The sequence below is a fragment of the Nocardia cyriacigeorgica NBRC 100375 genome (assembly GCF_000308555.1).
Lineage (GTDB): Bacteria > Actinomycetota > Actinomycetes > Mycobacteriales > Mycobacteriaceae > Nocardia > Nocardia cyriacigeorgica.
This window is the reverse complement of the sequence record NZ_BAFY01000009.1, coordinates 1-13,776: the sequence shown is the minus strand read 5'-3', so window position 1 is coordinate 13,776 and position 13,776 is coordinate 1. Positions and strand designations below refer to the sequence as shown.

The following is a 13,776-nucleotide window of genomic DNA, read 5'->3' as shown; positions in this document are numbered from 1 at the left end:
AGTGCTCGAATCGACCCGCCGGGTCGACACCGTGGTGCTGGACAAGACCGGCACCGTCACCACCGGCAAGATGACCCTGCTCGACGTCATCGCCGCCGACGGTGAAGCCGCCGATGAGGTGCTGGCGCTGGCCGGCGCACTGGAGGATTCCTCCGAGCACCCGATCGCCCAGGCCATCGCCAAGGGCGCCCGGGAGAAGCTGGGCGAGCTGAAGCCGGTGGAGGAATTCGCCAATATCGAGGGCCTCGGGGTGCAGGGTGTGGTGGACGGTCACGCGGTGATCGTCGGCCGGGCCCGGCTACTGGCCGACTGGTCGCAGCAGCTCGACGCCGACCTCGAACGCGCGATGGCGGCCGCCGAGGCCGAAGGCAAGACCGCCGTCGCGATCGGCTGGGACGGTAAGGCGCGCGGGGTGCTCGTGGTGGCGGATGCGGTGAAGCCGACCTCCGCGCAGGCGATCACCCAGCTGCGCGCGCTCGGCCTGACTCCGATCATGCTGACCGGCGACAATGCCGCCGCGGCCCGCACGATCGGCGATCAGGTCGGCATCGACGAGGTGATCGCCGAGGTGCTGCCGCAGGACAAGGTCGAGACCGTCAAGCGGTTGCAGGCCGAGGGCAAGGTAGTCGCCATGGTCGGCGACGGCGTCAACGATGCGGCCGCCCTGGCCCAGGCCGATCTGGGTCTGGCGATGGGCACCGGCACCGATGTCGCCATCGAGGCCAGTGACCTGACGCTGGTGCGCGGCGATCTGCGCGCGGCCGCGGATGCGATCCGGCTGTCGCGCCGCACCCTCGCCACCATCAAGGGCAACCTGTTCTGGGCCTTCGCCTACAACGTGGCCGCGATCCCGCTGGCCATGGCCGGCCTGCTGAACCCGATGCTCGCGGGCGCGGCGATGGCGTTCTCCTCGGTGTTCGTGGTGAGCAACAGCCTGCGGTTGCGCAATTTCCGGTCCACCGCGCAGTAACGGCACACAGAGCAACGGGCGGGACGGCTTGTCGGCCGTCCCGCCCGTGTTCGTTCGGAGGTTTGTATGTCGAATCGTCTGCTGCTGATCGCCAGGCATCCGGTCACCCGCGCGGTTTTCCGCTGTGCCGCCCTCTGCGCGGTGGAGGCCATCCGGCAGGTCGCGACCACACCGGCGGCGAGGGAATCGCAGAGGTCCCGAAGAGAATGAGAGCGGATGACGGGATTCGAACCCGCGACCCTCACCTTGGCAAGGTGATGCGCTACCAGCTGCGCTACATCCGCATATCGCCGCGGCGGTGACCCGCCATCGTGCGACGCCAAACTTTAGCCGGAAGCGGCGGCGGCTGCCAAACCGGCTAGTCACCAGGTGTTTCCCACCGGCGACAACGACCCCCCTTACTCGCGTTCAGGTGCCGGATCTCGGCGCAACCGTTGCGCTGCCTCGCGCTTGGCCTGGCGCGCGGCCAGCTCGGCGCGCTCGAGTTCCGCGGCGCGCTCCAAGGTCGGCGCCCCGCCGCCGAGCCGGGCGGGCACCCACGGCTCGCCGGGCGGCGCCGGATACCCGTCCTGTGCGGCGGCGAGCTGGGCGCCCAGTTCGGTGCGCAACCGGGCGGTCAGCTCGTCAGGTGTGCCCATGGGCGGGATCGGCGCTCCGATCCGGATATTGATCGGGAAATTATTGCGGCCCAGCCGTTTCGGAATATCTTTGGTCCAGATGCGCTGGGCGCCCCAGATGGCGAGCGGAATGATCGGCACATCGGCTTCCAGCGCCATACGCGCGGCACCGGATTTGAATTCCTTCAACTCGAAGCTGCGGCTGATGGTGGCCTCGGGATAGACGACCACCAGTTCACCCGCGCGCAGCGCATCGACCGCGCGGGTGAAGGATTCGGCACCGGCCGACCGGTCGACGCCGATCGCTTTGCAATGCTTCATCAGAAAGCCGACGATCCCGTGTTCGAGTTCGGCTTTCATCATGTACCGCACATTGCGGCCCGAATTGCGGCCGACCAGACCGACTTCCATGAAATCCAGGTACGCGGTGTGGTTCACCGCGACCACACCGCCGCCGGTGCGCGGAAACAGCTCTTGGCCGCGGATATCGATCCGCAGACCTTGCGCCCAGAGCACTGTGCGCACCAAACCGGTGAGGATGTCGTAGACCGGTTCCCGAGCCATCCGCGCAACCCCCATTGTGGTCGACCTACTGCTGTGCGGCGTTCTTGCGTGCCGCCCGGGCCGCCGCCTTCTCCGCGGCCTCGGCGGCGTCCATCGCGTCGGCCTCCGCCAGCGTCGGAGCGCTGCCGCCCAGCCGCGCCGGAACCCAGTACGCGCCGGGTTCGTGCTGGTAATCGCGCTGTACCTCAAGCAGCATGCGCTGCATGGTCGAGCGCAGTTGCGCGGTGAGGTCGGCGGCGGGCTCGTACGGCCGGATGGGTTCGCCGACGGCGATGGAGATCGGAGTGTTGGTGCGGCCCAGTCGTTTCGGGAAACCCTTGGTCCACACCCGCTGCGCACCCCAGATGACGATCGGAATGATCGGCACATCCGCCTCGATGGCCATGCGGGCCGCGCCGGATTTGAATTCCTTGATCTCGAAGCTGCGGCTGATCGTCGCCTCCGGGTATACCCCGACCAGCTCACCGCGCCGCAGATAGTCGACGGCGGCCTTGTAGGAATCGGCGCCGGCGGACCGATCGACCGGAATATGCTTCAGCGCCCGCATGATCGGGCCGGAGATCTTGTTGTCGAAGACCTCTTTCTTGGCCATGAACCGGATATAGCGCTTGGGCGTGCGCACCGGCAGGCCGGCATAGGTGAAGTCCATGTATCCGGTGTGGTTCACCGCCAGGACGGCACCACCGGACGCAGGGATGTGTTCATCGCCGGTGACGGTGAACTTCAGACCTTCGATGAAGAAGACGGTACGGGCCAGGCCGATGATCGTCCGGTAGACGGGTTCCACAATTCCGCTAGCGTAGTCGCTGCCCGGCCGATCCGGCAGTGCGGCGGTATTGCGCGCCGTAGGCAAGGGTGATCGACCCCAGTCACGCACGAGGAAAGGTGATCTCCGAAGTGGACCGCGCCGCGCCCGAATCGCAGGACATCCGTCACGTCTCGCAGGCCGATCACGGCGCGGGCGCCGCGTATCGGGCGAGCGATCCTGTCGGCGCCGATCGGTCCGGCGTGCCGGGTGGTCGGGGTGTCTGCGGTATCCGCCGGGCGGGCGTCGCTCGCCGGCTGCCCGACGCAAGGACCCCACGCAGCCGGGACCAACGGCGGGGAGCCGGGGCACCGGGGGCCGCGTTCGCAGCCATGGCCCTCGCCGGTGCGGCGCTGCTGGCCGGATGTGATTCGGCCTCCGGCATCCCCGGCGACGACCCCGCCGACGACGGCTCCATCATCGCCACCACGCCGCCCGCGGCGATTCCGACCCAGCCGTCGACGACCGCACCGGCCGCACCTCCGGTCCCCGCCGACGCTCCCCCAGTCGGTCCGGTGCCGGGTGTCCCCGAGGCGGCGCCCGCGGTGCAGCGCTGGGCCGTCGACCTGGAGAACAAGACGATCGCCCAGCTCCAGACCACCTGCTGGACGCTGCCGCCGCTCACCGTGGCCGATATGTACGCCGATCCGCAGCCGGTGCTGGCCGCCCTTGCCCGGCCGGGCACGGTCACCGACGACGTCGTCACCTGGCGAAATGCGGGCACCACCGTCACCGTCGACCGGGCGGCCGTCGCCTCCGGGTACGCCTGCCCCCGGGTCTTTCCCGCAGGCGCCGAACCCGGCTACGACGACGCCGACGCCCGCCACACCGTCCGCCGCTACCTGGCCAGGCTCACCGGAAAACCGCTCGACCCGTCCGACCAGGAGGGCACCCACCCGCTGATCTGCAAGGCGAACCCGGCCACCTGGGATCCACAGGGTACGGGCAGCCCCATCCCGGCGCCGCTGGCCAACAACCCTGGCCGACTCACCGGCACCACCTCGTTCGCCGATCAGCAGATCAGCTCGCAGTCGCTGCGCGCCGGATATGTCTCGGTTCAGGTGCCGGTGACCAACTCCTCGGGTGTGACCCAGACCAAGACGTTCACCCTGCGTGAGGGAACCGACGGCTACTGCATCGGGGACGTCTCGCCGTAGCGACTACCCTGGACGACCGGCTGACAGTTCGGAAACACCGCGGTTCAGGAGGAACAAGCTCGTGCAGATCACCAGCGTCGGACATGCGGGTTTCCATATCCAGACGACGGCCGGGTCGATTCTCTGCGATCCCTGGGTGAACCCCGCCTACTTCGGGTCCTGGTTCCCGTTCCCGGACAACTCCCAGCTCGACTGGGACACCCTGGGCAATTGCGACTTCCTCTACGTCTCGCATCTGCACCGCGACCACTTCGACGCCAAAAACCTGGCCGAGCACGTCAACAAGGACGCCACCGTCCTGCTGCCGGACTACCCGGTGCCCGATCTGCGTCGTGAACTGGAGAAGCTGGGCTTCCACAAGTTCTTCGAGACCGAGGATTCGGTCAAGCACACGGTGACCGGGCCCGGTGGCGAGCTCGACATCATGATCATCGCGTTGCGCGCGCCCGCCGACGGGCCCATCGGTGACTCGGGACTGGTCGTCTCCGACGGCGAGACCACCTGCTTCAACATGAACGACGCCCGCCCGGTGGACATGGACGTGCTGCACGACGCGTTCGGGCACGTCGACATCCATCTGCTGCAGTACTCGGGCGCGATCTGGTACCCGATGGTCTACGACATCCCCAGCCGCACCAAGTCGAATTTCGGCAAGCAGAAGCGTCAGCGCGGGATGGACCGGGCCCGCAGCTACATCGAGCAGGTCGGCGCCACCTGGGTGGTGCCCTCGGCCGGCCCGCCGGTCTTCCTCGACGACGAACTGCGCTACCTCAACGACGACCGCGGCGACGAGGGCAACATCTTCCCTGATCAGATGGTGTTCCTGGAGCAGATGCGGATCCACGGCAACGCCGGCGGGGTGCTGATGATCCCCGGATCCGTTGCCGATGTCCGCGGCGCGGAACTCGAGCTCACCCATCCCTTCGATCCCGCCGAGATCTATGCCGACAAGGCCGGCTACATCGAGCGGATGGCCCAGCGGATGGCGCCGGTGCTCGCGGCCGAGAAGGCCTCGTGGGCCACCGGCGACGGTCCGCTGCTGGAACCGCTGAAGGCGCTGTTCGAGCCGATCATGGCGCAGAGCGATCTGATCTGCGACGGCATCGGCTACCCCGTCGGCCTGGTGATCGGCGAGGAAACCGTGGTGCTCGACTTCCCGAAGCGCCTGGTGCGCGGGCCGATCGAGGGCGAGGGCAAGTACCGCTACGGCTTCCGCATCGCCCCGGAGCTGGTGCGCACCGTGCTGCGCGACAACGAGCCGGACTGGGTGAACACCATCTTCCTGTCCACCCGCTTCCAGGCCTGGCGCATCGGCGGCTACAACGAGTTCCTCTACACGTTCTTCAAATGCCTCACCGACGAGCGCATCGCCTACGCCGACGGCTGGTTCGCCGAGGCGCACGACGACTCCGCCTCCACCGAACTCGACGGCTGGGAAGTGCAGCGCCGCTGCCCGCACCTCAAGGCCGACCTGTCCAAGTTCGGCGTCGTCGAGGGCAACACACTCACCTGCAATCTGCACGGCTGGCAGTGGGATCTGGAATCGGGCCGCTGCAAGACCTCGAAGGGGCATGAGCTGCGCTCTCGCAAGCTCGTCTGAGTCGGGGCCGGCGTCGGTCCGACGAAAAGCCTTGGCAGCAGCGGACGCAGAGGCATCGAGATGGTGCTGACGCCGACCACGCAGCTGGTCGAAGTGGGCGGTGCGTCGGTCCGGGCGGCAGGTTCCTGAGCGCGCGAGCCCGGCGGCCGGGCTGTGCTGTTTCGGAGCACCGGCCGCTCGTCCTGGTTCCGGTCAACCGTGTTGTTCGGAGCGCACGCCGGGCCTGCCCGTCGCCAGCAGGACGGCGATCAGGGTGAGGGCGCAGCCGATGAGGGCGGTGATCGATAGACCCGCCCCGGTCGGGATGATCACGTCGAGCGCGACCGAGGCGAGCAGCTGGCCCGCGACCGAGGTGAGGCCCAGGAGCAGGACGCCGACCCAGCGGACGACCAGGACGGCGAGCGCGATGAAGACGACGCCGATCACGCCGCCGAGGTAAAGCCATGGTTCGGTGGGGAATTCGCTGGGAAACCCCGCGCCCGCCACCACCACGGCTTCGACGACGAGCAAACCGACCAGGCCGACGGCGAAGTTGATTCCGGTCGCGGGGAACGGGCCGCCGACCGCACCGACGCGGCCGTTGACGGCCTGCTGCCAGGCCAGGCCGATACCCGCGAGCGCGGGCACGACGATGAGGATCGCCGGCGGGACCTCGGCGATGGCGGTGGGCGCGGACAGCGCGCCACTGACCTCCGAGCTACCGAGCCCGGCCAGCGCCACGGCGAACACGCCGAGTGCGGCGGCACCGATACGGCGCATTGTCACCGGGGTACGTCGGTTCGGCGCCAGCCCCAGCCGATCCACCACCAGGCTGCTCAACAGCTGTCCCGCCACCACCGCGACGGTGAACGCGGTGACGCCGAGCGCGGTGATGGTAAGGCCCTGACTCGCCACAAACGCGGCACCGCACAGCCCGCCGAGCAACTGCCAGGGCCGTAGCTCCCCCGCCGCCACCGCCCGGCGCACCTTGCCGAGGCCGTCACGCAAGGTCCGCGAGCACGCGAACGCGATGGCCAACACCAACAGACCGGTGCCGAAACTGACCACCGCGGCGGCGATACCATCGTGCAGCCGCTCCCCCAGCGCACCGTTGATCCTGGCCTGCACCGCGACACCGGCCCCGATGGACATCCCGAGCCCCAGCCCCAGCCGCCTGTGCACCACCGCGCCACCCTATCCCCGGGACAGCGGTACGCCGTGCAGCCGGTGCGCGGCGCGACTCCACCGCAACCAGGCCGGTGTCAGGACGGCACCGGCCCCGCGTGGCATCATCCGCCACGGCCGTGCCTCGACGCCGAGCTGGGCAATCGTCTGCTCGCCAGGACCCAGCAGCTCGAGGAGCGTCAGCGAGGAGCGTCAGCACCGCCGACGTCACCGAATCCCGCGACTCCACGGTCGGCCGACTCCACGGTGGTGACGATCGTGGTCGGCCCTCGACCTCGCGGCCGGGGTTTGCGCTGGTCACCGCGCATCACCGGCCATGGCCTGTCGAACTGCTCGACGGTGCGGGCCGGCGCGGCAGCCAGGCCGGTGTCACCGCGGCGATCGCGAGCACGCCGAGGCCGAGCAGCGCGACGGTGGCCGACATCGACAACCACACCGTCACCAGTGCCACGAAGCCGAAGGCCGCGAGCGAGACGACCTCCGACAGCAGCCCGGACACGGAGGTCACCGTCGCCCGCGCCGGACCTTCGATGGCGTCCTGCAATCGGGCGGCCGCGACGACGCTCGCGTTGTAGATCACGCCGTAGGACACGCCCAGCGCGACGAACCCCGAACCCGCGAGCACATACAGCGCCGCAGGCCAGCGCGCTGCCAGCCCGACGACCACGGCACCGGCGATGAACAGCGCGCCCGCGACCGCTACGGCGATTCCCATGGTGCGAGCCCGCATCGTCTCGGTCCGGCCCGCCGTGACCGAGCCGATCAGCGATCCGACCACCGTGATCGCCACCAGCACCGGGACCACGGCCGTCGCGACACCGGCCTCCCCGGCCACCAGCGCGAAATACTCGTCGAAGGCGGTGATGCCGTACAGCAGCGCGCCGAGCACCACGCCGTTGCGCACGCTTCGGATCCGCGTCGCCTCGACGAGACCCGAGCGCAGCATCGCCAGATATCGCTTGATCGGCCCGTCGGATGAACTCGGCGCCGCAGGCCTGTCCGGTGCCACCGATGTATCCCGCGCAGCGGATGGATCCGGTGCCGCAGACGGGTCCGGCACTGCGGAAGGACTCGACACCCCAGACGGATCCGCCGCAGCGGAAGCGTCCTGGCCCACAGCCGGATTCGGCGCGGCAGTGCTCGTCCCGGCGGTCAGGACCGATGCGCCGGTCGGGTCCTCTTCCAACTCCTCCACATCACCCGCCGATACCGCCTTGGGCGCACCGGGCAGGCTGAGCGCGACGCAGGTATGCGCAGCCGCCATCGCCACACTCACCCAGCCGATCAGCGGATATCCGCCGATCAGGTACAGCGGGGTCGCGGCGAGGATGGCGATCAGTACCGCGATCTCGGTGCCCGCCCTGGTGTAGCCGAGGATGCGCGGGAACGCCGAGGGTTCACCGCGCAGACTGAGTTCGTCGTAGAGCAGCGCCTCGAAGGTCCCCGATCGCAGCGCGCCCGAGATGCCCCACACCACGAAGCCGGCGGCGAACCCGAGGTAGCTGGGCAGCACCGTCCACAGCGTGAAGCCGAGGGTGAGCAGCACCCCGCTCAGCACCAGCAGGCCGCGGCGCGACACCGTGTCGGCCCACGCGCCCGAGGGCACTTCCAGCAGGAACGCGGTCGCGGACCAGAGCGCGAACAGCGACGAGATCTGCCCCGCGTTCAGGCCGTGGTCGGCGAACAGCAGAGCATAGATGGCATAGAGCGGGAAGAAGTCACCGAGACCGGCGAACAGCACCGCCCGTGCGGTCAGCGCACGCATGCCGATCGGCTCGGCAGGCCTGCCGGTACGGAATCAACAGCCGTAGACGAGTAAACGCATGTGCCAAGCATCGCCGCAGCCGCCGATACCGGTCAAGGGAAATTTTCAGCCGAGCGGGACCCAGCCGTTGCGATCGGCGTCCGCGCCCGGACCGACCCGGCCCTGGTTCTGATTCAGATCGCTGATGAGTTCGGCGACCGGATGCGAATCGCTGTAGTGGTAGCCCTGTGCCAGCGCGAAGCCGAGTTCGGTGAGCACGGCCGCCTGATACTCGGTTTCCACGCCCTCGGCGATGACCTGCAGGTCCAGCGACTTGCTCAAGGCCGCGATCACCCCGAGCAGCGGCGGTGCGGGCGAATCGGAGCGGATCGCGGCCACGAACGACTGGTCCACCTTGATGATGTCGCTCGGCAGCGTGGCCAGCCTGCTCAGCGAGGAGTAGCCGGTGCCGAAATCGTCGATGGCGATGCGCACCCCACGATCGCGCAGGGTGTGCAGATTCGCGATGGCGGTCTGCGATTCGGCGGCCAACTCGCTTTCGGTCACCTCCAGCACCAGCTGATCGGCGGGCCAGCCGGTGCTCTCCAGAATTCCGGTGACCCGGTCGGCGTAGCCGGATTCGGCCAGCTCCAGCCCGCTGACGTTGACGTTGAGCGTGAGATCGAGCTGGGCGAAGGTTTCCTGCAACCGCGCGGCGTCGGCGCAGGCCCGGCGCAGCACCAGCTCGTCCAGATCGGCAATGAGGTCGTACTCCTCGGCCACCCGGATCAGGCCCTCGGTGGTGACGTCCGGTTGCGCGCTCGACGACCAGCGCAGCAGCGCCTCCACCCCGACGGCTTTGCCGCCGCCCTCGCTCAGGCTGACGATCGGCTGGTAGTGCACGTCGAGGGCGCCGCGGTCGATGGCCTCGCGCAGCTCCACCGCCAGCGGCAGCTGCCGCGACGATTCCAGCACGGTGCGGTTGCGGCCGGCCTGCTTGGCCCGATACAGACCCACGTCGGCGCGGCTGACCAGCAGCGAACCGGATTCGCCCGGCTGCCAGGAGGTCACACCGGCCGAGCAACCGGTGGTGACGGCGGCGCGCAACTGTTCGGTCAGCAGGATCGCGGCCTGTTCGGTGGTGCCGGGCAGCAGCAGCGCGAAGACGTCGCCGCCGTAGCGGGCCAGCCGCTGTTCCGGCGCGAGCAGCTTGGACCAGGTGTCGGCCACCCGTTGCAGCACGGCGTCACCGGCGCGGTGGCCGAGATGATGGTTGACCTTCTGGAACCGGTCGAGATCGACCAGCACCAGCGCCAGCCCCTCCTCGGAGCGGGTGGCGTTCTCGATGGCGGTGTTGAGGGCGCGGTCGAAACCGCGCCGGTTCAGCAGCCCGGTGAGCACATCGATATCGGCCTCCGACGCCATCCGGGTGAGGATCCCGACGACGACGCCGACCCCGAAGGTCACCCCGGCCGGGATCAGGCCCGACCACCACGGCAGCCCCTCGCGGGTGGGCAGCACCCATAGGCACAACGCCATGGCCAGCGCGATATGCGACATGGCAAGCGGCCAGACGAAGAACAAGGCGGCATCGCAGGCGACGAACACATAGAACGAGGCAAGGGTGATCGCGCCGACGGTGTTCGGGAAGGCGTAGACGGCGATGGTGACCAGGATCGTCGCGATGGCGACGTAGCCGTGGTGAATGCTGTGCGGCAACCGCGGACCCCAGCCGAGCAGGCTGATGCCGAGCAGCAGCGCCACCGCGGCGGCGGTACCGACCAGCGGCCGGTTGCCCTCGTCGCCGGGCGCGACGGCCGTGATGATCAGCCCGAGCGCCCCACCCATCACATAGAAGGCCCCGGTGGTCCTGGACATGACCATGGCCGTCGCCAACGCAGACGCGGCCCGCACCCGGGTTCGGGTATCGCCGCGAGACCCGATTCCTCGCACGAACGACAGCCTAGACAACACCAAACCCCCCGGTTGCCACATCACACGAATCGGACATCGCACCCATCCTCGCCCAGGCGTGTCGGGCCGTACACGGCGCTACTTCGGCGCCGTCAACACATCGGTGCCGACGAACGGCACCAGCGCCGCAGGCACCCGCACCGACCCGTCGGCCTGCTGGTGGTTCTCCAGCAACGCCACGATCCACCGGGTGGTGGCCAGGGTGCCGTTCAGGGTCGCGGCGATCTGCGGTTTGCCGTTCTCGTCGCGGTAACGCACCGAGAGCCTGCGGGCCTGGAAGGTGGTGCAGTTCGACGTCGAGGTGAGCTCGCGGTAGGTCTGCTGGCTCGGCACCCACGCCTCGCAGTCGAACTTGCGCGCGGCCGAGCTACCCAGATCGCCGGCGGCGACGTCGATGATGCGGTAGGGCACCTCGATGGCGGCCAGCATCTCGCGTTCCCAGGCCAGCAGCCGCTGATGCTCGGCGTCGGCGTCCTCGGGCTTGCAGTAGACGAACATCTCGACCTTGTCGAACTGGTGCACCCGGATGATGCCGCGAGTGTCCTTGCCGTAGCTGCCGGCTTCCCGGCGGAAGCACGACGACCAGCCCGCGTAGCGCTTGGCGCCGTCGCTGAGGTCGAGGATCTCGTCGGAGTGGTAGCCGGCCAGCGGCACCTCCGAGGTGCCGACCAGATACAGGTCGTCGTCGGCCAGGTGATACACCTCGGCCGAATGCTGACCGAGGAATCCGGTGCCCGCCATGATCTCCGGGCGCACCAGCACCGGCGGGATCATCATGGTGAATCCGTTGGCGACCGCGCGCTGTGCCGCCAGCTGCAGCAGGCCCAATTGCAGCAGCGCGCCGTAACCGGTGAGGAAGTAGAACCGGGCGCCGGAAACCTTCGCGCCGCGCTCCATGTCGATCAGGCCCAGCGATTCACCCAGCTCGAGGTGGTCCTTCGGGGTGAAATCGAATTCCGGCGGGGTGCCGATGGTGTCGAGCAGGACGTAATCGTCCTCGCCGCCCGCGGGCGCGCCCTCCTGCACGACATTCGAGATGGCGCGCTGGGCCGCATCCAGATCGGCGTCGGCGGCGTGCTGGGCGGCCTCGGCCTCCTTGACCTTCGCCGACATCTCCGACGCCTCGGCAAGCAGCGCCGGACGCTCCTCCTTGCTCGCCTTGCCGATCTTCTTGCCCATCGCCTTGTGCTCGGCGCGCAGATTGTCGGCGGTGGCGACCGCGGCCCGGCGCGCCGCGTCGGCCTCGAGCAGCGCGTCCACCAGCGCGGGATCCTCACCGCGCGCCCGCTGCGAGGCACGGACAACGTCGGGATGTTCGCGCAGGAATCGGAGGTCGATCATGGCTGACCAGCCTAGTTGGCGGGGCGTGTGCTGGGTAATCGGATATCGGTTCGCGACGGCTGGCAGCGCGGTACCCGGCCGGGGTGGATCCGGATTCACCCGGCCGGAATCGGTGCGCGGGCGCATAGTTGTTCTGTGGCCACCACTTTCGACGACACCGCAATCGACAACGCCTTGGCCGAGCTGGCGGCGGGCGAGCAGGCGTGGGCCGCAACCCCGCTGCGCCACCGCCGCGAACTCCTCGAACAGATCCACACCAGAACCGCACGCTTCGCCGGCGACTGGGTGCGCGCCGCCTGCACCATCAAACAGCTCGATCCGCAGTCGCCGCTGGTCGGCGAGGAGTGGATGTCGGGCCCGCTGACGCTGCTGCAAGCCACCACCGCCCTCGCGGAAACACTGAGGGCACTGGAGGCCGGACGCAGCCCGCTCGACGGCGTCGACCTGCGCCCGGCCCCGGGCGGGCGACTCGCGGTGCCCGTGCTGCCGCACGACGCCTACGACAAGCTGCTGCTGAGCGGGTTCTCCGGGGAGGTGTGGCTGCGTCCCGGCGTCGACGCCGCGACCGCGCGCCGCAAGGCCGGGCTCGCGCAGCGGGAACCGGCCGCGACCGGCGGCGTCGGGGTGGTGCTCGGCGCGGGAAACATCATGTCGATCGCGCCGCTGGACACCCTGTACGAGCTGTATGCGAACAACCGGGTCGTCGCGCTGAAACTGAATCCGATCACCGATCCGCTGTTCACGGTGTTCGAGATGATCTTCGAGCCGCTGGTCGAGCTCGGTGTGCTGCGCATCCTCACCGGCGGCGCCGAAGCGGGCGGGTACCTGGTGCGTCATCCCGGAGTCGCGCACGTGCACATGACCGGCAGCTCGGTGACCCACGACGCGATCGTGTGGGGCACCGGACCGGACGCGATCGAACGGCGCCACGATCGTCGTCCGCTGCTGGACAAGCCGATCACCAGTGAGCTCGGCGGAGTCTCGCCGACCATCGTGGTGCCCGGCGAATGGTCCGAGGCCGATCTGCGCTATCAGGCCGCACACGTGGCGACCCAGCGACTGCACAACGGCGGCTACAACTGCGTCGCGGCGCAGACGGTGGTGCTCAGCGCGGATTGGCCGCAGAAGCAGCGGTTTCTCGACGCACTGCGCGAGGCGATGACGCGGGCACCGCAACGTCCGGCCTACTACCCGGGCAGCGACAAGCGGGTCGCGGATGCGCTGGCCGCCTACCCGGACGCCCGCAGGCTCGGCCCCGATTCCGGGCGAGTGCTGGTGGAACAGCTGCCCGCCGCCGATACCGCGCTGCTGCGCACCGAATACTTCGCACCGGTGCTCGGCGTGGTCGAGCTGCCCGGAGCCGGCGGTGAGTTCCTGCAGCGGGCGGTGGACTTCGCCAACAACGAGCTCACCGGCACCCTCGGGGCGAATCTCATCGCGCACCCGGTGACGATCAAACGGCTCGGCCTCGCCTTCGAGCGGGCGATCGAGCGCCTGCGCTACGGCACCGTCGCGATCAACGCCTGGACCGGGCTCGCATTCCTCACCCCGCGCGCCTCCTGGGGCGCCTACCCCGGCCACACCCTCGACGACGTGCAGAGCGGCATCGGCATCGTGCACAACGCGCTGCTGCTCGACGACGTGGAACGCACCGTGGTGCGCGGCCCGTTCCGCCCGGCACCCCGCTCGGTGCTGCACGCGGAGTGGGCGCTCTCGCCCAAGCCGCCGTGGTTCGTCGACAACGCCACCGCGGCGTCGACCGGGCGCAAGCTCACCGATTTCTACGCGGGGAAGAATCCGGCGCGATTGCCGGGGCTGTTCGCGTCCGCTCTGCGGGGGT

At 69.2% G+C, this 13,776-nt stretch carries 10 protein-coding genes and 1 tRNA gene; 4 read left to right on the top strand and 7 right to left on the bottom strand.

Features of this window, described 5'->3' with window-relative positions; genetic code table 11:
- A partial coding sequence (locus RJ05_RS00650; protein WP_036531683.1) for a heavy metal translocating P-type ATPase occupies window positions 1-970 on the top strand: 970 nt, incomplete at its 5' end.
- A 211-nt stretch (window positions 971-1,181) separates the two neighbouring features.
- On the opposite strand, the gene RJ05_RS00645 is transcribed toward RJ05_RS00650, so the two are convergent.
- The 3 genes from RJ05_RS00645 to RJ05_RS00635 form a co-directional block, all read right to left on the bottom strand.
- Window positions 1,182-1,254, bottom strand: a tRNA-Gly gene (locus RJ05_RS00645).
- Window positions 1,255-1,368: 114 nt separating this feature from the next.
- Entirely contained in the window at window positions 1,369-2,151 is a 783-nt protein-coding gene (locus RJ05_RS00640; protein WP_036531680.1) for a lysophospholipid acyltransferase family protein, read from the bottom strand.
- A 25-nt stretch (window positions 2,152-2,176) separates the two neighbouring features.
- Window positions 2,177-2,938 (bottom strand): lysophospholipid acyltransferase family protein, encoded by a 762-nt coding sequence (locus tag RJ05_RS00635; protein ID WP_036531679.1) that lies wholly within the window; start codon window positions 2,936-2,938, stop codon window positions 2,177-2,179.
- A gap of 98 nt (window positions 2,939-3,036) precedes the next feature.
- Between RJ05_RS00635 and RJ05_RS00630 the strand changes: the two genes are divergently transcribed.
- The gene (locus RJ05_RS00630; protein WP_249040558.1) at window positions 3,037-4,113 is read left to right on the top strand and encodes a hypothetical protein; all 1,077 of its coding nucleotides are present in this window, start codon (window positions 3,037-3,039) and stop codon (window positions 4,111-4,113) included.
- Window positions 4,114-4,174: 61 nt separating this feature from the next.
- The gene (locus RJ05_RS00625; protein ID WP_036531678.1) at window positions 4,175-5,713 is read left to right on the top strand and encodes a Rieske 2Fe-2S domain-containing protein; all 1,539 of its coding nucleotides are present in this window, start codon (window positions 4,175-4,177) and stop codon (window positions 5,711-5,713) included.
- 192 nt (window positions 5,714-5,905) lie between these two features.
- Here the strand turns inward: RJ05_RS00625 and RJ05_RS00620 are convergent, their stop codons facing one another.
- The 4 genes from RJ05_RS00620 to serS form a co-directional block, all read right to left on the bottom strand.
- Window positions 5,906-6,877, bottom strand: coding sequence for a DMT family transporter (locus RJ05_RS00620; protein ID WP_036531677.1), 972 nt, complete (start codon window positions 6,875-6,877; stop codon window positions 5,906-5,908).
- Between the two features lie 307 nt (window positions 6,878-7,184).
- Entirely contained in the window at window positions 7,185-8,642 is a 1,458-nt protein-coding gene (locus RJ05_RS00615; RefSeq protein ID WP_036531676.1) for an MFS transporter, read from the bottom strand.
- Window positions 8,643-8,747: 105 nt separating this feature from the next.
- The gene (locus RJ05_RS00610; protein ID WP_249040557.1) at window positions 8,748-10,499 is read right to left on the bottom strand and encodes a putative bifunctional diguanylate cyclase/phosphodiesterase; all 1,752 of its coding nucleotides are present in this window, start codon (window positions 10,497-10,499) and stop codon (window positions 8,748-8,750) included.
- 174 nt (window positions 10,500-10,673) lie between these two features.
- Complete coding sequence (gene serS, locus RJ05_RS00605; RefSeq protein WP_036531684.1) at window positions 10,674-11,936, bottom strand: serine--tRNA ligase; 1,263 nt, start codon at window positions 11,934-11,936, stop codon at window positions 10,674-10,676.
- Between the two features lie 135 nt (window positions 11,937-12,071).
- Between serS and RJ05_RS00600 the strand changes: the two genes are divergently transcribed.
- The coding region (locus RJ05_RS00600) for an aldehyde dehydrogenase family protein (protein WP_036531674.1) at window positions 12,072-13,776 on the top strand (1,705 nt) is incomplete at its 3' end.